At 45.3% G+C, this 23078-nt stretch carries 16 protein-coding genes; 10 read left to right on the top strand and 6 right to left on the bottom strand.

Features of this window, described 5'->3' with window-relative positions; all coding sequences use genetic code 11:
- Nucleotides 1-12 precede the first annotated feature (12 nt).
- On the bottom strand, nt 13-1020 hold the full coding sequence (locus tag SCB77_RS22110; RefSeq protein ID WP_320184181.1) for a zinc-dependent alcohol dehydrogenase family protein: 1008 nt from the start codon (nt 1018-1020) through the stop codon (nt 13-15).
- Nucleotides 1021-1098: 78 nt separating this feature from the next.
- Nucleotides 1099-1995, bottom strand: a complete 897-nt coding sequence (locus SCB77_RS22105; RefSeq protein ID WP_320184180.1) for a helix-turn-helix domain-containing protein — start codon at nt 1993-1995, stop codon at nt 1099-1101.
- 215 nt (nt 1996-2210) lie between these two features.
- Between SCB77_RS22105 and SCB77_RS22100 the strand changes: the two genes are divergently transcribed.
- The 3 genes from SCB77_RS22100 to SCB77_RS22090 all read left to right on the top strand — a co-directional run bounded on the left by SCB77_RS22100 (nt 2211) and on the right by SCB77_RS22090 (nt 4663).
- Complete coding sequence (locus SCB77_RS22100; RefSeq protein WP_320184179.1) at nt 2211-3272, top strand: fatty acid desaturase family protein; 1062 nt, start codon at nt 2211-2213, stop codon at nt 3270-3272.
- Between the two features lie 309 nt (nt 3273-3581).
- Nucleotides 3582-3992 (top strand): hypothetical protein, encoded by a 411-nt coding sequence (locus SCB77_RS22095; RefSeq protein WP_320184178.1) that lies wholly within the window; start codon nt 3582-3584, stop codon nt 3990-3992.
- A 461-nt stretch (nt 3993-4453) separates the two neighbouring features.
- Nucleotides 4454-4663, top strand: a complete 210-nt coding sequence (locus SCB77_RS22090; protein ID WP_320184177.1) for a hypothetical protein — start codon at nt 4454-4456, stop codon at nt 4661-4663.
- Between the two features lie 58 nt (nt 4664-4721).
- On the opposite strand, the gene SCB77_RS22085 is transcribed toward SCB77_RS22090, so the two are convergent.
- The 4 genes from SCB77_RS22085 to SCB77_RS22070 form a co-directional block, all read right to left on the bottom strand.
- Nucleotides 4722-7076 carry a glycosyl hydrolase 115 family protein gene (locus SCB77_RS22085; protein ID WP_320184176.1) on the bottom strand — a complete coding sequence of 785 codons (2355 nt, stop codon included), beginning with the start codon at nt 7074-7076 and terminating at the stop codon, nt 4722-4724.
- A 134-nt stretch (nt 7077-7210) separates the two neighbouring features.
- Nucleotides 7211-7603 (bottom strand): luciferase domain-containing protein, encoded by a 393-nt coding sequence (locus tag SCB77_RS22080; protein ID WP_320184175.1) that lies wholly within the window; start codon nt 7601-7603, stop codon nt 7211-7213.
- A gap of 33 nt (nt 7604-7636) precedes the next feature.
- Nucleotides 7637-8575, bottom strand: a complete 939-nt coding sequence (locus SCB77_RS22075) for an SRPBCC family protein (protein WP_320184174.1) — start codon at nt 8573-8575, stop codon at nt 7637-7639.
- A 193-nt stretch (nt 8576-8768) separates the two neighbouring features.
- On the bottom strand, nt 8769-12527 hold the full coding sequence (locus SCB77_RS22070) for an ATP-binding protein (RefSeq protein WP_320184173.1): 3759 nt from the start codon (nt 12525-12527) through the stop codon (nt 8769-8771).
- A 328-nt stretch (nt 12528-12855) separates the two neighbouring features.
- Here SCB77_RS22070 and SCB77_RS22065 point away from each other — a divergent pair, with 328 nt between their 5' ends.
- The 7 genes from SCB77_RS22065 (at nt 12856) to SCB77_RS22035 (ending at nt 23066) form a co-directional block, all read left to right on the top strand.
- A complete protein-coding gene (locus SCB77_RS22065) occupies nt 12856-13452 on the top strand; it encodes an RNA polymerase sigma factor (RefSeq protein ID WP_320184172.1) in 597 nt (198 codons plus the stop codon).
- Between the two features lie 105 nt (nt 13453-13557).
- The gene (locus SCB77_RS22060; RefSeq protein ID WP_320184171.1) at nt 13558-14736 is read left to right on the top strand and encodes a FecR family protein; all 1179 of its coding nucleotides are present in this window, start codon (nt 13558-13560) and stop codon (nt 14734-14736) included.
- Between the two features lie 188 nt (nt 14737-14924).
- Complete coding sequence (locus SCB77_RS22055) at nt 14925-18302, top strand: SusC/RagA family TonB-linked outer membrane protein (protein ID WP_320184170.1); 3378 nt, start codon at nt 14925-14927, stop codon at nt 18300-18302.
- Between the two features lie 11 nt (nt 18303-18313).
- The gene (locus SCB77_RS22050) at nt 18314-19909 is read left to right on the top strand and encodes a SusD/RagB family nutrient-binding outer membrane lipoprotein (RefSeq protein ID WP_320184169.1); all 1596 of its coding nucleotides are present in this window, start codon (nt 18314-18316) and stop codon (nt 19907-19909) included.
- 109 nt (nt 19910-20018) lie between these two features.
- Nucleotides 20019-21242, top strand: a complete 1224-nt coding sequence (locus SCB77_RS22045; protein WP_320184168.1) for an aminotransferase class V-fold PLP-dependent enzyme — start codon at nt 20019-20021, stop codon at nt 21240-21242.
- 41 nt (nt 21243-21283) lie between these two features.
- On the top strand, nt 21284-22585 hold the full coding sequence (locus SCB77_RS22040) for an amidohydrolase/deacetylase family metallohydrolase (protein ID WP_320184167.1): 1302 nt from the start codon (nt 21284-21286) through the stop codon (nt 22583-22585).
- A gap of 25 nt (nt 22586-22610) precedes the next feature.
- A complete protein-coding gene (locus SCB77_RS22035; RefSeq protein WP_320184166.1) occupies nt 22611-23066 on the top strand; it encodes a nuclear transport factor 2 family protein in 456 nt (151 codons plus the stop codon).
- The last annotated feature ends 12 nt before the right edge of the window (nt 23067-23078 follow it).

The following is a 23078-nucleotide window of genomic DNA, read 5'->3' as shown; positions in this document are numbered from 1 at the left end:
ATGTTGTATGATTTAAAATGTAATGACGATTTTTCCAAAAGCCTTTCCTGATTTTAGCCGGTTAAAGGCTTCTTGTGTTTGCTCCACTGGATAGATGCTATCCACGACCGGTCGGATATTATTTTTATCAATGGCCTGCACCAGCGCAGCCAGGTCATGGGCATTACCTACCGAATAGCCCTGCAGGCGAATGTAATTCATGATTAACGGGAGTACGTTGATGGACAGCTCAGCACCGGACAGCATCCCGATCAGGCCAACAAAGCCATGTTCTTTCACCGACAGGATACTTTGACGGATCGTGTCACGGCCGGCAACATCCAGTGTCACCTCTACGCCCACGCCCTTGTTAAGTCGTTTTACTTCATGACTCCACTCCGGGTATTCCCGGTAATTGATAACGGCATCGGCACCCAGCGCGATCAGCTGCTGCTCTTTCTCCTTGCTGCCCGTAGTCGCTAGCACCTTTAGGCCAAGTGCCTTAGCAATCTGCAGGGCAAAGAGGGACACTCCGCCACTGCCCTGCACCAAAATTGTTTGTCCGGCTTTGATATTTGCCTGATTGACCAGACTGGTCCAGGCGGTAAGCCCAGCTACCGGCAACCCTGCAGCTTCTTCATCGCTGAGATTTTCCGGTGCGCGTACAAGAGTATGCTCCGGTTGCACCGTAAACGCTGCCAGCGTGCCCGGTGTTTGCATACCGGTTCTTAAGGCATTGTGATAGGGACTCGTCTGCCCGGCTTCCCAACGGGGAATAAACGGGATAAGCACGCGATCTCCTTTTTTCCAACGGCTCACTCGGCTACCCACATTTTCAACAACACCAACCCCCTCCGATACGGGGATGAACGGTAGTGGAATGTGAAATTCGGAGCTGTTTTCGACCAAGATAAGGTCCAGGTACTGCAGAGAAGGAGCGGTGGTTCTGACCAAAACTTCTTGCTCACCCATTGACGGCAAGGGCACTTCCTTAAGCTGAAGTGCGGCTATTCCATATGTTGCTAATTGTATTGCTTTCATAGTTGAACTAATTATAAAGCAAAATTAGCGAGGGCTTTCCTTAAAAAATTATGACATTCAAACAGATAGTTATTAATCTCAAACCAGATCCTTACGATATTGTAAAGGCGAAGTCGCGGTATGTTTTTTAAAAAAGATATTAAAGTTAGCCGCATACTCAAAGCCGAGGCAATAGGCGATCTCGGCTATGTCCCAGTTGCTGTGTTGCAACAGCGCCTTGGCTTCTTTTATATATCGGGCGGCGATCCAGCTCGTTGTGGTCTTGCCCGTTGTTTCTTTCAGTGCCCGATTTAAGGTATTGGTATGGACATTAAGCTGAGCGGCATACTCATTTGCATTTCGTAAGGCCACCACCTGGTCGGGGGCATCAATAGGGAATTGTCGCTCCAGCAATTCAAGGAACAGGCCGGCAATACGTTCTGCCGCGTTTACCGGTTTGTAAAATGCAGCCGCCGGTTGTATCTTCATCGCTTCGTGCATGATAATCTGTATGTAGCTGCGCAGCAACTCATATTTATTCGCATAGTCTGATTGCATTTCCCGCAACATATGCTGAAACAAAGTACTCAGCAGCGCCATACTCCCGGCCTCAGGAAAAAAAATATGATTACCTCCCGCTTTGAACAGGGACGAATGTGTTAGGCTTTCGCTTTTCAGATTTTGGGTCACAAACTCTTCGGTAAACAAGCAGAAGTAACCCGTCTGCTCTTCCTCGGTAGGCTCCCAGGAAAAGGGCACAAGCGGGTTCATAAACAAGAGCGCATTATCCCGGATATCCATGACCTTGTCCGCCACTCCGATTATTCCACTCCCCTTTTGGATCAGGGAGATCTTGTAGAAGTCTCTCCGGTTGGGCAACATGGAGGTGGCGCTACAGGCAAAACCGCCTCTTTCGAATACATTAAATTGCCCGGCTTTAGAAAAATCTTGTCCATGACCGGTATAGAAATCTCTCAGTGTCTCTTTTGATGCCATTATTCAAAATTATGAAATTCAAACAGAAAAAACTACGTAAAGAACATCGTTAGTGAAGCAACATTTCAGAACATGCAATTGACTTTAACAACTATTTAACGAAAAAATAAAGTAAATGACCAAATATAAAGCTTAAATTTACAGCATCTAGTCTTGTTGACTTAAATTTACTCTTGCACGCAGCGAAATAAAGCATATACCCCGATCCTTATCAAATGAGTCAGTCCATAAAATTTAACAATGCCAATTCATTGTTCTCGAAAACGTTAAAACAAAAAACTAACGACTACTTCAAGGTTACCTCACAAAAGAAAACAGGGAATCGCCGGATATTCATTAAAGCAACCATTTTGCTGGTCAGTTTCACAGCGATATACAGCTTGCTGGTATTTGTCCAACCCCATTGGGCGATCAGCGTGCTACTATGTTTACTTTTTGGTGCTAATCTGGCAGCAATCGGTTTCAATATCATGCATGACGCCGGACACAACTCCTTTTCGGACAATAAAAATCTAAATACCGTGCTTTCTTACAGCCTAAACCTACTGGGAGGAAACATTTATTTTTGGAAGATTAAACATAATATCGCGCACCATACCTACACGAATATCGATGGCGAAGACCACGATATCGAAGTGAAATTCATGCGTATACACCATGACCAAAAACTAAAAAAACACCATTCCTACCAACGTTTTTATTTTCCCATACTCTATGGTGTGTCCTACCTAGCTTGGATATTTTATCAAGATTATGAAAAATACTTTAATCAACGCATGGGCGCTGATGCAGATCGATTTCAGTTCCCTTTGAAAGAAAAAGTAATATTCTGGACCAGCAAATTATTGCATTTCTGTTTGTTTATCGTTGTGCCGGTACTTTGTGTCGGTTGGTTGCCTACACTAATTGGTCTTTTGATCGCCGGTGCAGTCTGTGGTATGAGCTTGGCAACAGTTTTTCAATTGGCTCACGTTGTCTCGGGAACGGCATTCAAAACTATAGATGAATCTCGAGTCGAAGAAGAATGGATGGTGCATCAAATACAATCTACCGCAAATTTTGCGACACGAAGTAAAATTTTAACTTGGTTGTTAGGGGGGCTAAACTTTCAGGTGGAGCATCATCTCTTTCCCAAAATCAGTCATGTACACTATCCAGCCATCAATAGAATCGTACAGCAAACCTGCCTAGAGTACAATATTCAGTACAACGAGTTCAAAGGCTTTTGGAGTGCTTTTAGATCACATGTTGGAGTTATCCATGCCATGTCCAGATAGTGTAGAGTTAGTCCTTTTCAATTAATTGCAAACCAAGACTAGATATTTTTCATAGATTTTAGATGAAAGTAAACTTGCATGTGTAAATTTTAATCGAAATCAAGGCGTAATCAACGCATTCAGAGCACTGCGAAAAACACGCTGCAAAGGTGTTAATTACGCTATTAAAAGATAAAACACCTGTTTTCCCACCGGTTTGATTCATTCCCCTGAATTTAAGTTATATTGTGTAAATAACATCAATACACTATGAAAAATGCACACACTGATGAATGCTTAAAAACTCTTATAGCAACAATCAGATGCCGGATGGAGATATACAGTTCAGCGATAGGATTCCTCAAAATAAATAGCGAAGCGTTTTTAAGAGGTATTTTTCGATCTTACAAAGATGAGTGTGCTGCAGCCATTAGGCAACTTACGGAAGATTTGGGGCAAGATAACGCAGCTTGGTGTCCAACATCTGTAGAGGGTGCGACCGTACTACCTATCGGCGATGTGGATAACGAAACTACTTTAGACTTATGCGCCATGCTAAACTTGTGTATACACACAGAAGAACTATGCACGCAAGCTTATCGGAAGGCTATCGGATCACTTGATGAAACCCGTGTTTTGTTATCGTTTCATGTTCGCGAGCAAGCCGAGGAACAATATATGGCCTTCAACCATATTAAAACCTTATTAGATTGCAATCTGCTGAATCGTCAAGCCGTATAGTCAAGCAAAGACTAATCTCCATTACCCACCATAGAATAGTCGGATGGCGTCTACAATCCACCAAGCTGGCGACACGAAATGGAATTTCTTGCCCTATGACAACTTTTATTAAGATCCTTAGTCCGACATTTATTGAGACTCATCTACTTATGAACTACCCTGGGGAGGCGTGATAATGGTGGACTACATAATTTACCGTGTGTCCACCATTTGCATATACCTATCCTCCGCATCCCTTACCATAGCACACAAAGAAAACACGTCCAGCAGAATCAGCTATTTCTTAGAGTTCAATCCAAAAGTTAAGCGGTGTTTAAGCTTATGTTATCTTTTGACATTCAGCATGCTATGTTAAAAACAGATCGTATATTTAAATGCAAATAAAGAGATGGACGAAAGCCATAAGTCAAAACCTTCTTTGCGAAGTATGTAAACAAGTCAAGACATTTTTTAGGAAATTTATGCAAGAGTTAACAGGCAAACATTACGAACAATACTCATCTACAGGTGCTGTGGTTGCCCGGATAGAGATAAAGCATATCAAACTGGAGCATATTCCATCCAAAATGTATGATGATGGCTCCGTATCCGAGCCAAAAGTGCTTACATTAGTTTCCGCCAATGGCTACCTGTGGTACCGTTCCGATAGTCCGAGAACGCGAATCGTGTAATAACAATCAATAATTTCCTTGACAAATTCCGCTAGGGAAAAAATCCCCTCATTCCAAACTACTGTACTTCGTAAACCATCAACTGATCCAACAGTACGCCTTCATCCAAAGCCGTGACGCTAATTTTAGTCTGTCCTTTTCGATTCAAGGTAAACCTTGTCCGGCGTGTAGCGCGGTTGTTCAGCACATTCTCCTTCCACTCCTCACTACGACCTTCCGTTTCAAAAGAAACAATCTCTGCTTCGCCATCATTGACAGCGATAGCATAACGTAATGTCTTCCCTTCTATTGGATGATTAGGAGCCAATGCTAATTCGACGGAGATGGTATCTTGCTTTTTCACCTGAAAAACATAGTCAACCTTGGTTCCCTTCGGGAGGGTAATTGCGCCACGTTCATAGCCCAAGCCATGTGCAAGGGGTTTTTCACCAGAAAACTCTGCGTAGTCAATACCATTCCATATACCTATGGCACCCTTTGCGGCCGGCAGCTCTTGTGCAACGAGAAGCGTATCGACCGGCTGAAAAACGGCTAAATTCCGTGGTTTGGCGTGCATGATATGCCGCCATTTACCATTGCCTAATGCATTGTAGCTATCCGTAAGATCGACTAGGTGTTGATGTGCCGCTACACTGCGCGTGTAGTCTTCACATCCATGTCGAGCCAATTGCGCATACAAATGCTTATTGTTCATTTCCGCAGCACAAATAACGGGGTAAGCAATCAACTGAAACCAAGCGTCCTGTTTTTCCATCGGAATATGCTTTCCCATCATCTTCACCCGATCAGAAATACGGCCATAGTCGGCCAACCGTTCGTAAATCTGCGTCAAAGTCCAGGGTAAATCCTGTACAACCTTGTACTTCGGGTCCTGCTCTTCCGTACGCGTATTTCCCATAAATTCAGGCTTCCGAATGTAGGCCAAGCGGTAGTATTCCTGCATCACCATAAGCAGATCCCTTGCATGCCGCTCACCAAATTCACGTGCCAGCCAGTTTCGAAGGTGTCTATCGAGACCGGCCCTATTATTTTCGATTTCGTCTATGTCCCATGCCATATCCAAAAACAGCTCCGTGAGGTACTCCGCCGGCTTAATGTCACCCACATTTAAAATCCACATGTCCTTGGCGCCCTTATCATAAGCAGTTTTCATCTGCGTGTAAAGTTGAGCTGGATGGCTACTCGCTAACCACAGGTAATCATGAGGCCTTCCCCAGTAGGAAATATGGTAATAAATACCATTTCCTCCAGCTCTTAAACGTTCCTTCTCATCCGGAAAATGCTGTATGTATCCATAATTATCATCGCACCACAACAAGGTTACGTCGTCCGGAACTTGCAACCCCATTTGGTATACATCGAGCACCTCTTTATAGGGAATAAACACCTGTGGCACCACACGAAGATCTGGATTCACCAAACGACTGATCATCTCCCGTTGATCAGCAAGCACATCTGTCAACGCCTCTTTCTGCTCTTGCAATGTATGTGCTCCTAACATTTTACTATCGTGTACCCCACGTATGCCAAGCGTATAGATATTATCCGACTTAGCGAGCTCATGCACGCGTTCCTCCCAAAATTGCAGCACCTGTTGTCTATTGTTGACATAGTCATATGTTCCCTTTCCTGCAATCTTCCATTCAGCATTGGTATTCCGCACCATCGGTTCACAATGCGACGAGCCAACAAGTATTCCATACTTATCCGCCATCTCCCTATTCCCCGGCGTCAGGTAGAAAGCAACCGAACAATCGTGCATAGCGGGCCAAAAGCTGTTCGCACGAAAGCGCAAAAGAAGTTCAAAAATACGGGCATGTGTTTTGGGACCTATTTGTCCTTTAACGGGACTAGGTTCATGTGTCAAGTAGCTCCACGGCGTCAGTCCCCAATCTTCGTCGTTTAAGAATATGCCGCGATACTTAACCGAAGGGTGCTTCGCACGATAAAACCCGGAGGCCAACCGAACGGACTTCCGCCTTTCAATCTTTGCGTCCGCCCACCATTCCCAAGGCGAAACACCTATTAGTCGGGAAAGCTCCATCATGCCATAAGCAGTGCCGCGCTTATCGGAACCAATAATGTACAGCTCATTTTCGATAACCTGCATAACAAAAGCTTCTTGATGCGCTTTCAAATAGGCCATAGCATCCGATCGCAGCTTTAGTTGTGCATCTTGCAACTGCCCTATCGTACCTATATGTATCTTCGCCGCCTCGCTCTTTTTTAGCGAAGCGTCAAAAACAGCTTGAAAATCATGTTCAAGGATATGGAAAGCAGTTTCTACAACCGGGTCGATTTGACGATCCAGCAGAGCCACAGCTGTATGGCTGCCGGCGCGGAATATTACGTCGGCACGACAAGTACTGTAGGAAAAAAGGAAAAATAAGATAAATGTATAAATGCGTTGCATAGCCGATCAAAATAGACTGCCAATAGGTTTATAAATGCAGGCAAATTAATACTCTCCGCAACGAGCAACCCCATAAATTTGATTCAAAAAACCGGTAAATACGCAAAACGTGATGTCAATCGCGCCACACGATACTATTTCTTAAAGGATACGGACCGTTTGAGGTTAAGTTCAAGAAGTGATATCGCATAATGAAAATCGTCTTCATTTTTTATATAAAAGCTTATCCAGCCTGTATTTTCGAACACTTGATGATCTTGAACCCTACCTTCCCGCATTAATTGCTTCTTCAAGCTTTTACTAAGTAGCATATCCAATAATCCATTACTATGTACGTGCGCGTATTCCTTGTTGTTGCAGTTAAATTGTAAACCGCCATAGCGATGTATCCGCGTAGAACTATTGTTCTGTTGTAACCACATACGCTCCAATTCGTCGATCCAGTCCAGTACCTTCGGATTAGTAGCGAGCATCCACAACTTGATCAGACAATCAAAGAAGATAGCGGCCAAAGGAATGACCTTCAAAAAAGATAACCTATTGACTACAAAAGAAAACATCTAACCAGCCTCGCTCAACGATTTAATATGCTTCATTACGCGAAAGTGCACATTTCGGGTGATACTTTCTGCCCACATATCATAATACCAAACTGGAAAAACATGTAGTTTATACCAACTATTACCAATCAGTGTGGTCGTGCCATCGCCGTTATCCTTAAGCAAGAACTGCCCCCGTTTGATATCAATGTGTCCCATGATTTCAGGATCCTTCGGTTGGTCGATAATATCGAAAGTAAGGTTTCGGTTAACATCATAAGCGACGATCGTTTCATCAAAGATATAGCCGTTACTAAAGATACACTTTCTGTTAGCCCCTAGCTCGCGCCCACTAACTGTGGTAGCCATCGGGCTAGGCATTCCGATTTTAAAAAGCCAGTAATCTTCTTTCTTCTCTATTTTTTCAAAGGCTACAACATGGGGCCATACTTCCTCCGGCCTCGCATCAATAATCAATTCATCCGACACCATGTTTTGATGATCGTGTTCAGATAATGCGTCTGCTACAAACACAGTAAGCAATATGCTAATAATGCTGACGTTCAGGGTTTGGTTCTTCTTCTTAAACATGCCTTGACCAATGAAACTCCCCGTAATCACAGATCCTAAGATCAGTGGTGAAACAATCAGCAAACAGATCGCCCCCTCACCAAGGAAGATAAAGCTTAGCAACATGCCCACCAAACCATTTACAAGAGCGTAGCCTGTCAGCTGTTTTCCTTTAAGCTCGATATTTCGCCAACACCAAGTACTGATAATACCCATAAGCAAGGGGATGATGATAAATTCTGAAAAAATCAACACGCCCTCGCTCGCATCATGGACAAAGGTAGACTGCAGCCCAATAACCGTCATGGCAAAAACATTGGACAACACAATGCCTTTCCATAGCGCTAATGCAGGCTTCTTGTCCTTAATTTCTATTTTATCTTCGTTCATATTATGAATATATTATTACAGCAACGCCCCTTGATTGGACTCTTGATCTAAGCTTCTTGAAAAATAAATAAAAAAAATAAAACATTTATGCAGCAGCCACGTTTATAATCTAAAATACAATTGGTTTTTATACATTTTAGGTTAATAATAGGAAATCCCCCTGTCGTGAGACACGGGGATTTTTGTTGCTCGACTAATTCTTATCCAAGTTAACTAGACCATTCTTGCTTCTGTCGCGATGTATCTCGTGTGGTAAGCGCACGTAAAAAGTAGATCCCTTGTTCGGACTGCTTTCCGCCCAAATCTCGCCGCCATGCTTCTTCACAATTTCCGCGCAGATGTACAAGCCAATTCCAAAACCTCCTATGTGTTCTACTTGCCGACTATCGGCGCGGTAAAACCGATCGAACAAACGCGAAATCTCTTCCTCTTTAATCCCCATACCGTCATCCGAGCAGGAGAAAACAACGCTATCTGCGCTGAAGTGGGCTGCAACCCGCACCTCTGTCTTTCCCGGCGAATACTTGATGGCATTACTCACCAAATTACTGATTACTGATCCTATTTTATCACGGTCGCCAGATAGCTCCATTGCCCCTTCAGGAACAAACAGCAGGGTATGTGAAGCATACACATCCTGAATGTCACGCAAAATTTCCTGAACCAAATCATTAAAGTCGTAATGCGATACGTTCAAATGTATTTTGCCAGATCCTCTTAAACGAGAGACATCGAGAAAACCGTTGATTAGCGCGCTCATTTTTTTCGCTTGCCCATAGACCCTTTCCAACTTATCAAAAGCGTAATTGTCTGCCTGTCGCTTCGCATGCACCTGCAACAATTGGGTGAATGCACTTATTGACGTCAACGGTGTTTTCATTTCGTGGCTAACCATACTGATAAAATCACTTTTACGTTGGTCATCCTCCTTCTCTTCCGTGACATCCCTTAAGGTTCCTATCACGCTGACCACGTTGCCGTGATTATCCAATTCCACCTTTCCTGTGGAATGTACCCATTTCGCTTTCGTTCCGTCAAAAGGCTCAATCTCATAGGTTTCACTAAACGTACCTTTAGCCGCTACGGCTTCCGAAACCGCATTAAGAAAGCGCGCACGATGCACAGCCTTGATCACGTACAATGTTTTCGAAAACGATAGGCTTTCATGCTGGGAAACGCCGTGCATAGCACACGCCCTATCCGAAAATATCAAATTATCGGTACCCCAATCGGTTTTCCAAATTCCTAGATTAGCGGCATCCAAGGCCAAGGTCAAGGTATCGGAAGCTTTTTTTACCTCGAGGTTTGCAAGAGCTAGGTCGGTCACATCTGCCGCAACAGCAATAACGCCGCTAATGCGCCCGTCAGGTTCTATCAAGGCTTCTACCGTCAAATTTATATAAGTGGTAACTTCGCTACCATGTCTATCCAAAACGACAGGCATCTTTTGATGGGCAAACGGATCACCTGTAGCATACACACTATCCATGATATGCTCCAAGCCTTGTGGCACAAGCCCTGGTAGCACATCAAACAAAGGCTGCCCCACGACATCTGTCAACGATCTTGCCCAATAGCTCAACATCCGATGGTTGGCAATTTCGATAATGTGGCGAGCTCCCCGATATACGGCTATCGCCACGGGAGCATTGAGGAGCAATCTTCTTAACTGCTTCTCGGCATGATCTCTAGCCCTTGTTATCTTAATTTGCGCTCTAATTTTGGTCAACAATTCTGCCGCGGAGAAAGGTTTTACAAGGTAATCATCTGCTCCAGCTTCCAAGCCATCTATACGAGCCTCCTCACCCGCCCGCGCGGAAAGAAATATTACCGGTAAATTTATGGTTTCAATATCGTTGCGGATGTTCTCCAAGAGTGCCTTTCCGTCCATTATCGGCATCATCATATCGCTCAACACCAAATCAGGTTTATAAATTGCAATTTTTTCTAGCGCATCGACGCCATTTATGGCAATAAGCGTCGAAAAATAAGGATCGATCAGGCGTCGCAGGTAAGTCCGCATATCTGCATTATCATCCACAATCAGTATTTTCGCATCTTTATCTTCGCTCAACACATCATGCGCAAGATCCAGATCCCTGTGCCAAGAGTCTTTCGCCAAGGAAGTCTCCCTATCTTGCGGCAACAAACTAATGGCTTCCTGCAAAAATGCTCCTTTTACAGACAAAGGCTCTAGGTTCTTATGCTCATCTAGCACCTTATCAGCCGGTAAATGCTCCTTTCCAAATGGCATGCTAACTGTGAAAACAGAGCCCACGCCCTCTTCGCTTGCTACACTGATAGTTCCTTGATGGAGATGTAGCAGTTCCTGCACTAACGACAGACCTATCCCGCTTCCTTCGTGGGTTCGTCCTGCAGCGTTCTCCACCCTATGAAAGCGTTCAAACATATGCGGAAGCTCTCTCTCTGGAATCCCGATACCGGTATCGCTGACATGGAGCACAACCCGATCATCTTCTTCGAGCAGCTCCACAGATATATGTCCTTGCATGGTATATTTAAATGCATTGGATAGCAAATTCAACACGATTTTCTCCCACATTTGTTTATCAACGTAAACTGGCTTTGTCAGCGTTGCACAAGACACTATCAGATGCATCCCCGCTTTCTCGATAATGGAGCGAAAGCTACTTGACAAATCTGCTGTAAATTCCGCTAGCGCCACCTTTTGGTATACAGCTTGCATACGACCAGCCTCCACCCTGCTGTAATCCAATAAGTTGTTCACCAGTTTCAATAACCGCTCCGCATTTCGATGTACTGAGGTAAGCGATTGCCTAAGTGATTCCGTCGCTTCCGAGCCCGCTAGGATATCCTCCAACGGGCCTAACATTAGCGTAAGCGGCGTTCGAAATTCATGACTTACATTGCTAAAAAATGCCGTTTTAGAGCGATCAATTTCGGCAAGCGCTTCCGCCCGCTTCTGCTCCTGCTCATAAGAATAGACACTCGACAACGCTGTATTGTACGTGTTGGTAAGTTGATCGTAAAAATTTAAGTATTCGTCATCGAGTGATCTTCTAGAGCTGACGCCTGCGACCAAAACACCGAACAGCTCTTCCTTTCCCGTAATCCGCAATGGAAGCACCAATGCCGATCGCGGAGATTCAGGATATGGTCCGCTGGAAAATTCGCCAAATCGTTCTTCAAGACCGTTTAGCTGAAGATAGTTTCCAGTTTCTATTACTTCCAAAAAAGACCAAATATCGTTATCTGAAAGATTTATGGATCCGGGCGATAGGCTCGCATCAACAGCTAATCCAGAAGTAGAAATCAACTGGGCAACTCCGTCTTCATGATTAAATTGATAACATAATAAGAATGGTATATCTAACTCATATTCAGCATATTTATCTGCAGCTACCAGACTAATCTCTTGCACACTCTTCGTGTTACCCAGCGCCGCTCCTAATTCGCGCAACGCATGTGTGCGACGACCACTTAATATCTTAACAGTTGTCTCCGTAATAGGGTGAAAAATACCACCCACACCACCCGACTCGTCACGTATTGGCGCAAAAGAAAAAGTCATAAAAGCTTCTTCTAGATAGCCGTAGCGATCCAAAAACATACGTTGATCGTTAATATAAGTACCTTCACCTTGTTGCTCCGTACGTGTAAAGGCATCGCCAACGACCTCCAATGCCGTTTCCCAGCAGATACGGAAATTCATCCCCATAGATGCTGGATGTTTGGCACCGCAAATAGGCCTATAGCTATCATTATAGATCTGTATTTTTTCAGGTCCCCAAGCTATTAAAATGGGAAATGAGGAGGACAAGCAAAGGCTCACCGATGTACGCAAGCTCTGCGGCCATGTTTCTATCGCGCCCAAAGGAGTCTTAGACCAATCCATGCCGCGGATAAGTTTGCCCATTTCACCACCGCCTAAAAGAAATTGTTCGGTACTTTCTGTTGTATGTGTAGTCATTAATAATCAGCTATATGCGTCAAAATTGGAAAATCTCCTTTCGGACAGGCTAAAGATACAAGTTTTTTCCACCCTCACATACGTAAATTATCGGCACTTACTGTTATAAATCTCTTTTTTCAAAAAAATAGATAGTTGCAAAAATACTGCAAGGAAGTAAAAATTAAAGCGTATTTCCGACAATAACAAGGCGTAAACAAATAGATAAACATCAAAATAATCTACGCAGCACACAATTCTTAATAGAACTTTTGTAGATTTACATTTATCACCTCGAAAGTGATTAACCTAAAAAATGATACGGATGATTTAATACAATTTGTTCGATATGGATGACAAACAGCTATTAGAAGGAATAATTTCAAGTCGACAACTGGCCTTTTCAACCTTTTTCCATTCCTACTGGAAGGATTTCTACAGCTATGTACAAAGAATTGTAAACGATGATGACGAAAGTATCGATATTTTACAAGACACTTTTGCAACTCTATGGGAAAACCGCGAAAAGCTTGCTCACGTACAGTCATTAAAGGGATATGTATACACAATAATCCATCACAAAGCAGTTGCTAGCATCAAAAACAACATCAAATTGCGAAATCTAAAGGATGAGCTCTACGCCTACTTCCCACAGCACGATGACAGATTGATCCACGAAGTGAATGCGCGCGAGCTAGCGACATTGATTCAGGAAGAAATTCAAAAACTTCCCCCGCGCATGCGGGAGATATTTTTGTTGAGCAGAAACGAACAGCTTTCTTACAGAGAGATCGCGCAGCAGTTAGCTATCTCCGAAAATACCGTCAAAAAACAGGTTAGCCTCTCGTTGAAACAGCTAAAGCAACGCATAGATAATGCCTATGTCACCAAATCTGTGGGTGCCGTAAGTATTTGCAAGGCGCTTGCGCTTATTGACCAACTGTAATTTTTCCAATTGAATTACAGTACTTTACATATTTTTTACTTTTTCACCTACTACTTTTTCGATTTCCTACACACTTAAGGGCATACTAACACAAAATATTTGCCGATGCCCGATCACCTAGATACGTTACTGACGAAGTACCTCAACGGCTCCTGTACAGAAGAGGAGCAACAACTTGTTGATCTATGGTTGATCAAACGCGGCCACGATCGCGGCACTTCCATTGATACAGCGCGAGAAGAACAAGTTAAAGCCCTCGTTTTTGCACAGCTGCAACAACTTATTCATGCTGACAACAGTTTCGAAAGGCCTGGTGCTGGTTCACAAAAAGGCATACCCGCCATCAAGCGAAGGAAATTCGTGCGTGCAATTGCTGCTGCCGCTGTAATTTTGGCTATTTTTAGTGCCGGAATTTTCTATCTTAACGAATGGCATGATACGCAGCGTACCGCACTTGTTGAAGGTTCCTTTGCCAACAGAGCCGTCCACGAACGCCCCTTAGGTTATCAAATTAACGTACAAGGAAAATCCTACAATATCGACAGCTTGCCAATAAACGAAGAGATAGAAATAGCTGGAGCTATACTGCAAAAAAAATCAAGCAATATACTATCTTACAAACCGTTAAAACAACTAAAAGATCAAACAAACAATAGCTACCACAGTGTGTCTGTGCCATCAGGAAAGGACCTGCATCTCTATCTACCCGATGGCTCCAAAGTATGGATCAACACCGAATCTACGTTACATTTTCCGACCGTGACTACTGAAAAACGACAACTTTACCTCAGCGGAGAAGCCTTTTTCGAGGTTGCCTCGGATAAAGAACATCCCTTTATCGTCGAGAGTCGGGATTTTGCCGTACGTGCCACAGGAACGCAATTTAATGTACGTGCCTACGCCGACGAAGATGTACAGAGTACAACCTTGGTAGAGGGTAAAGTAGATATCCGGAGTGATCGCTCCCTAAAAAAACTAAGTCCCAATCAGCAGTGGCAGATGAAGGCAGGTCAGGAAGGAAGCATAAAGCCTGTCGATGTATCCTGTGTCCTAGGTAATAGGGATGGATACTTTGTGTTCCAGAACAATGATCTCAAACATATCATGAGCGAAGTAGCACGTTGGTATGCCATCGATGTAAATTATGTCGGTGAAATAAAAAATAAAGAATTTGGTGGAACTTTTTCCAAAAAACGTAGTCTTGACGAATTGCTGGACTATTTAAGGGATCTCGGTGGCTACCACATCATACGAGAAGGAAGGAGGGTGAGCATTATGCCATAGCCCCATAAAAAGACTAAACCGGAAATGCTCCAACACGTCCGGTTCAGTAGGCAGCAAAGTGCTGCCCTTAGGTCAAACAATTGCAGTAACAATTCTAACTAACCTATTTAATGCAAATATATAACTATTTTGCTGTCCATAAAAAGAACAGCCAGCGATCTTTTTATCTAACTAAGCTGATCATAACCGTGAAACTATGCATAGCACTGATCTTCTCGATTGTACAGGTTAACGCAGCGGTCTTCGCACAGAAGGCAACGATCCAAGTGAAAAACGAACCGCTCGAAAAAGTGTTCGAAAGTCTACGTAAACAAACGGGATACGATTTCCTCTATGTTTCTGCAGATTTGAAGGGAACAAAACCGGTGACTATTAGTTACCGCGATTCCCCTATCACGACGATACTGAATGCGATCTTCGAAAATCAACCCCTAACGTATTCCATTAAAAAAGAAATGGTGCTTGTGCAGCGAAAACAGGCTTCATTAAAACAAAAACAGGCTCTACAGGACACTACACAACGCAAAATATCGGGTGTAGTTAAGAGCCCTCAAGGCGCGGCGCTTGTCGGCGCATCGGTCAGCGTGCAAGGTGCCAAAACCGAAGGCACCTATACGGACGCTTCGGGAAACTTCGTTATTCATGCTCCGGTGAACGCAGTGCTATCGGTGTCTTATGTAGGCTTCAAGTCTACTCCCGTCAGCATCGGTGAACAAACGTGGTATGAAGTGGTCCTTGCCGATTCTTCCAGCATGCTGGAAGAAGTTGTCGTCGCAGCGATGGGTATACAACGGAAACGTAAAACACTAGCCTATTCTAGCGCCGAAATTAGTGGCTCCTCCCTCAGCGAAGCGCGTGAAACTAACGTTGCCAATGCGCTTACCGGAAAGATTGCTGGCGTAGATGCTACGCAGGTGGCATCAGGGCCAGGCGGATCCAGCCGCGTTGTGATCCGTGGTAATGGGTCGCTGAACAGCAACCAGCAGCCGCTCTATGTGATCAATGGTATACCGATGAACAATAACAATAAGGGTGGTGGCACAAATACTACGGGGCTTAACATCGACCGTGGTGACGGAATTTCAAGCATCAATCCAGACGATATCGAGTCCATGACCGTCTTGAAAAGTGGAGCGGCAGCAGCGTTGTACGGTAGCCAAGCGGCGAACGGTGTTATCTTGATCACCACCAAAAAAGGGGCGGCAAGACAAGGGATCGGCGTTGAGTTCCGCTCCAACGCCATGATCGGAACACCCAGTGCCTACCCCAATTTCCAGTATGAATATGGATCAGGAAACGATGGTATTAAACCTCTAACGAGGGCACAAGCACTTAGTGCTGGCCGCCTTTCCTATGGAGCACCTATCGATGGTTCACCGGTGGTGCAGTTTGACGGCGTAGAACGCCCCTACTCGGCGGTCAACGTGAAAGACAATATCAATAGTTTTTATCGCCCCAGTATGGACCTTACCAATTCCATCGCCTTCAGCGGAGGTTCGGACGCAATCAACTATCGTGTGTCATTATCCGATCTACGGTCGCAGGCGCAAACACCTAATTCCACCTTTAAACGCAAAACAGGAAATCTTAGTCTGCAGTCTAAATTGGGAAAAAACGACTTCCTGAAACTGGAGTCGACCATCCAATACAATCGGGAAGACCGAAACAATATTGCTGGTGTCGGTTATGCCGAAAGAAATCCCTCTTGGGCAGTCTACTTGATCGGAAATACGGTGGATATCAACTCTTTGAAACCGGGTGCTGACGAAAATGGCAATGAGATCCAGTGGAATCCAGTTCCTGCGGCACCCAACCCTTGGTTTTTGGTTAACAACACCGGCAACAGCGATGATCGCGACCGCTTTATCGGCCAATTTTCGGCACAGGTAAACTTCATGGACAACCTGTATGCGCGAGGAACGATAGCCCGTGACTGGGAATCTATAGATTATATGGATTACAGCCCAATAGGTACTGCATTTACGCCACGCGGTCTATACAATTCCAATCAGGAGCAAAACGTAAAGACCAATTACCTCGGGATGATCAACTATACATCCGACTTTTCGGAGGATTGGGGCTTTACCGCCATGGTCGGTGGTCAAGCTGACCGAAATGCCTATACCTTCAGTGAGATCAATGGGCGTGAATTCATCGTTCCCGACTTTATCAGTTACACAAATCTATCGATCTTAGACAACCCCAATCGTATAGACACGCGCTGGGGAACAAATTCGGTATTCGGCCAAGTAGACTTCAACTACCAGTCCTACCTAAACTTAACCGTTACGGGAAGGCAAGACTGGTTCTCCACTTTAAACCGGCAGAACAACTCGATATTCTATCCTTCCTTAGGTGGTAGTTTTATCGTTTCGGAGCTTGTTAAAATGCCGTGGAAGATGAACTTCTTAAAAGTACGTGCCAACTGGGCACAAGTGGGCAGTAGCAACGTAGGCCCGGGTGATGTCATCCGTATGTACGAAATCCGTACTGGCGGTTTCCGTGGCACTACTGTGCAAGACGGTAGCAGCGAGCTGATCGACGTTAACCTGAAGCCGCTTACAGTAACCACCACAGAAGGAGGTTTTGAAATGAATTTCTTTAACAACCGATTAGGCATCGATGCGACCTATTACAGCCGAATCACGACCAACGACATCTTAAAACCTAACATCTCGCAAACCAGCGGTTTCCTGTCGGGCTTCATCAATGCCGGTAAGATAGCTAACAAGGGTGTAGAGTTAATGATTACCGGTACCCCCATCAGAAAAGGCGACTTCAGCTGGAATGTGACCTATAACTATGCGTACAACCAGAGTAAAATCGTTGAGTTGGCTCCCGGCCTAGACTTTGTGGAGGTTGGCACCAGTATTTCCAGCGCCGTGCGTATCCTCAATGCTGTAGGTATGCCTTACGGAACGGTACGCGGATGGAGTTTGCTGAAAGATGAGCAAGGCAGACAGGTGTACAACGCGACAAGTGGTTACGAAGAACGCGTAGAAGCAGACCTTGGTATCGCCAACCCTCCGCACACTATGGGACTAAACAACCAGTTCCAATACAAAAACTTCGGATTAAGTTTCTTGGTCGATGCCAAATTCGGGGCAGTGGCTTTCAACAATATGTGGACATACGCCATGCGTTTCGGATTAACAAAGAATACCCTTCCGGGACGGGACAATCCGGATGGATTGACGGTTGAAGGTGTGGATCGCGAAGGCAATCCTTTTACCAAAACTTGGCCGCAAGCACAATTGGATACCTACTACAACAATCGCGGGGTGATGTACTCCGAACTACAAACATTCAGCACCGACTTTGTGAAGCTTCGGGAGCTGGTTTTCAGCTACCGCATTCCTGCGCGTAAACTCGGCCTGAAAGGAATTGAATCCGCCAGTATAGGTATTGTAGGCCGTAACCTTGCTATTCTATACCGCGACAAGGCAGTACGCGATGCTGGACTCGATCCCGAAATGCAACAAACGGTGGGTAATGCAACCGGTACCGCAGGAACGGGTGAACCGCGCACAAGAAATTTCGGATTCAATTTAAGTGTTAAATTCTAATGGACAAGCAAATGAAATCAACCTATATCACATCCTTCACGCACCTCATCTGTTGTCTCACGGCAGTATTGCTGTACACGGGCTGTAATCCGGAGTCGCTAACAGAGATGAACCGCGATGTCAATCGCATCGACCGCGTGATTCCCGAGTACATGTTTACCGGTGCGCTATTGGATATGCCACAACACAGCTACACGGTGTTGGCGCAAGGCATGCAATATTTCTCTACCTACAAGGAGGTAGCTGGCGTGGGCGATAAATACTACAGCTTCAATGGAACGGAAGCGCCGTTCTACTTCTATACGGGCACCACAGAAAACAATCTCTGGATCGGTAAGCTAAATCGCCTTTACCAAATAGAAAAGGCCTTGGAAAACCAAACGGAAGACGGTGTGAACAACGTCAACAAATTGGCACTTATCCGTATTTTGAAGGTTTATTTCTATCACCAACTAACCGATGTTGCTGGCGACATCCCCTACTTCGAGGCACGTCTAGGGGAAGAAGGTACCTTAAGCCCTAAGTACGACACACAACAAGCTATTTACGAAGATCTATTCAAAGAACTTGACGAGGCAGCGGCGTCCCTAGACGAAGGCAGTCCAGGCTTCGGTAGCGCCGATCTATTCTTCGCTGGCGATATCAGCAAGTGGAAAAAATTTGCATATACGCTTATGCTACGTTTAGGCATGCGTTTGACCAAAGCCGACGAAACATTAGCGCGCACTTGGGTACAAAAGGCCATCGCTGGTGGCGTAATGAGCCAAGAGGCCGACATCGCTTACATCGGCTATGCTTCGAGCCCGGGCAGTCTAAACTACAAAATAAACAGCTATGTGAATGGCGATTACAATTCTGCAGGCGGAGACAATGTTGAAGGTGGAAAGTATGCTGCTACCTTCATCAACCACCTCAAAACAACAGCGGATCCGCGCTTACCGGTATTATCGGTAGTTTGGGTGCGAAATGCAGATGGTTCTTATCGCGCAGACAACAGCATTGAAGCACAACGCGGCATGGTGAGCGGTAGCCTAAATACTTTTCCATCCGATTTCGATAGCTATTCCGAGCCATCACGTCTTTACCTCAACACCTCCTCGCCCATCATCATCTTAGGCCCTGCAGAAGCTTATCTACTGCTTGCCGAGGCGGCCATCCGAGGCTGGTATACTGGATCGACGGCAACGCAGGCCTACAATCAGGGCGTAACCATGGCCATGAAGCAGTGGGCACTGTGGCCCGATGTGGCTCCACATAGCGGCCGCATCAGCGATCAACAAATCAGCAGCTACCTGCTGGCCAACCCATTCCTAGCTGCCGGATCGTTCGAGCAGCAGTTTGCACAGATCAATACCCAAAAATGGGTAAGCCTCTTTGGAGATGATTATGAGGTATTCGCCAACTGGCGGCGCACAAACTACCCGCAGCTCATATCCGTAAATTACCCCGGCAACGTAACAGGCGGGCAGATGTTCCGTCGGTTTTACATCCCACTCAACGAAAATTTAACCAACAGAGCCAACTATTTAGAGGCTTTACAAAGGCAAGGATTTTCTGAGTTTACAGCGGATAACCTAACCACCAGGGTATGGTGGGATCGCCAATAAAATAACAAAGAAAGAGAGTCAATCAACCAACTATCATGCAACAAACGGAACCACCTGATTACAGGTGGGCTCCCTTTGTTGTGCTTAAAAAATTAAAAAAGCTAGAATCATGCAAAGAAGAGAGGTATTAAAGTTAGTTTCCGCAGCATCCATTATCGGTGGTGTATTTGGTCCTAAACAACTTGCCCACGCTATAGATACTGCGCCGACGAGCGCCGCAGCACGAAACCTTTTCCAAGAATTGGGTATCCGTACATTTATCAATGCACGTGGCACCATCACGGCCATGTCCGGTTCCTTAATGCATCAAGAGGTGCTGGATGCCATACAGCATGGCGCCCAAGCATTCTGCATGTTGGATGAAGTACAAGATAAGGTGGGCGAGCGCATTGCCAAATTGGTACATGCCGAGTCTGCCGTAGTCACATCGGGTGCTTTTGCAGCCCTCACTTTAGGCCTTGCGGGTGTATTGACCGGCATGGACGAGAAGAAAGTGGGCCAACTGCCTCACTTGGCGGGTACCGGCATGAAAACCGAAGTAATCTGTCAAAAATCACATGAGATTGTGTACAACAAAGCACTCACCAACACGGGTTGCAAAATGATTATGATCGAGACTATGGACGAGCTCAAAAATGCTATCAGCGACAAAACAGCCTTGATGTTCTTTCTGAACATCGAAGCTGACAAAGGGCAGATCAGCCATGAGCAGTGGGTGGAAGTAGGCAAGCAATATGGTATCCCAACCATGATTGATATCGCGGCCGATGTTCCTCCAGTCTCCAACCTTTGGAAGTTTAATGATATGGGCTTTGACCTCGTCTGTATCTCCGGTGGCAAGGCCATGCGTGGCCCACAGAGCGCCGGTATTTTGATGGGGCGCAAAAATATTATTCAAGCCGCCAGACTCAGTATGCCTCCACGCGGCTTTACCATCGGTAGAGGTATGAAAGTCAACAAAGAGGAAGTATTAGGTATGTATGTGGCATTGGAAAAATTCGTCAAGCAAGATCACGCTGCCGAATGGAAATCATGGGAGGCACGAACGGATAAAGTAAAGAAAAAGGTGGAAGCCGTCGCGGGAATAAAAACCCGTCTATTTGTTCCCAAGCTTGGGAATATTACGCCCAATTTGGAAATTTCTTGGGATCCAAAAACCATCAACATCACCGGTGACGCCCTAGCCGAGCGCCTCCGAAAAGGTAGCCCTTCCATTGAGCTGGGAGAAGCCAAGGAGCACATGGTATCCTTAACTGTCTGGATGATGAAAGTCGGCGAGGAAGATATCGTCGCAACGAAATTGGTCGAAGAGCTCAACAAAGCCAAGGTGTAGAAAGATTGAATGAGAGGATGATCAGAACAAAAAATCCAAAAATGAAGATAAAAATGCTATTCGCCCTGCTATTTCTGCTGGGCTTGAACCATAGCTTATATAGCCAAGCATACGACTTAGTCATTAAAGATGGGCATATCATCGATCCCAAAAATAATATCGACGAGCCCATGGACATTGCTATCTCCGATGGCCTTATTGCAAAAGTGTCCAAACATATCGATACCGCTTCGGCAATACAGGTCGTACATGCCAAAGGCCTATACGTTGTACCCGGTCTTATCGATATACACACCCACCATTTCTGGGGAACCCAGCTAGATCAAAATTATATGAATGGCCCCAGCGCATTTCCCCCTGACGGCTTTACCTTTCGCAATGGCATCACTACAGTGGTGGATGCGGGAAGCTCGGGATGGACTTCTTTCTCAGCGTTTAAAAAGCAGACCATCGATCTTTCTAAAACGCGTGTTCTTGCTTTTCTCAATATCGTCGGACAGGGCATGCGCGGTGGCGCTTACGAGCAAAATACTGAGGATATGGATGCCAAAATGAGCGCGCTTACAGCAAAGCAAAATCCTGAACATATTGTAGGCTTTAAAGTAGCCCATTACGAAGGCTACGACTGGACACCGGTGGAGCGCGCCGTGCAAGCGGGCAAGCTGGCCGGTGGCCTTCCGACCATGATCGACTTTGGCGGAAGCACCCCACCCCTTCCTATTCGGGAGCTATTTATGGAAAAACTACAGCCCGGCGATATTTTCACCCATGCCTTTGCGCAGCTGGGTGCGCGCGAATACCTCGTGGATATGAAAACCGAAAAGATCAAACCTTTTGTCTATGAAGCACGCAAGAGGGGCATCAACTTCGATGTGGGGTATGGCGGTATCAGCTTTGCTTTCTCGCAGGCCATCCCTGCCATAAAAGAAGGTTTTTATCCCGACGCAATAAGCACCGACATCCACATCGGTAGCATGAATGGATCCATGAAAGACATGCTGACCGTGATGGACAAATTTATCGCCATGGGCATGCCGCTTTCCAAGGTGATTGAAGCATCGACATGGAAACCAGCACAAATCATCAAGCGCACAGAATTGGGTAATCTTTCCGAAGGAGCACCCGCCGACATCGCCGTGCTTGGCATACGGCAGGGAGACTTTGGTCTATTCGATTATATCGGGCATCGCATTGCTAGCCAACAGCGTCTAGAATGTGAGCTTACCGTCAGAGATGGAACTATCGTGTACGACTATAACGGTCGAGCAAATCCATTGAATGTCGACTTCAAAAAATACCTGCGCGATCAAAATATACAACGTAGAACTTTAAGGGAACACTAGTATGGCACCCATAAACCGCTTGATTATGAAAAATACATATATCCTGCTTCTCTTTGCACTTGTACAGAGCAGCTGCAGCAATGTTGGCCAAACAGCACAACCTCCCAGCTGCGAATTGCGTAAAACAGATGTCTTGGACGCCTTGGAATCCTTTCGTTTGGCTCTTCTGCATCCAACAGAAGAGCAACTCTTAGAGCTAACAGATGCCAAGCTTACCTATGGGCATTCCTCGGGTTTTGTGGAAGATCGCAGTAGCTTCATCCATTCCTTGGTTTCCAAAAAATTCGTATTTACGGCATTGCAGTTTTCGGATGTATCCATGGAGTTGGCGGGCTGCACCGCCATCGTGCGACACCAGCTGCATGGGCAAAGTGCCGACGAAGGAAAGCCTCCAGGTCAGGTAAAACTCCACGTTGTTTTGGTATGGCATAAGGATCAAGAGGGATTGCGCTTATTAGCGCGTCAAGCGGTCAAATTATAGTTCCAAAAAGCA

This window comes from Sphingobacterium bambusae (assembly GCF_033955345.1).
In the GTDB taxonomy this organism is placed as follows: domain Bacteria; phylum Bacteroidota; class Bacteroidia; order Sphingobacteriales; family Sphingobacteriaceae; genus Sphingobacterium; species Sphingobacterium bambusae.
Note: the sequence above shows the minus strand (reverse complement) of the source record. Positions and strands in the feature narration are given on the sequence as shown.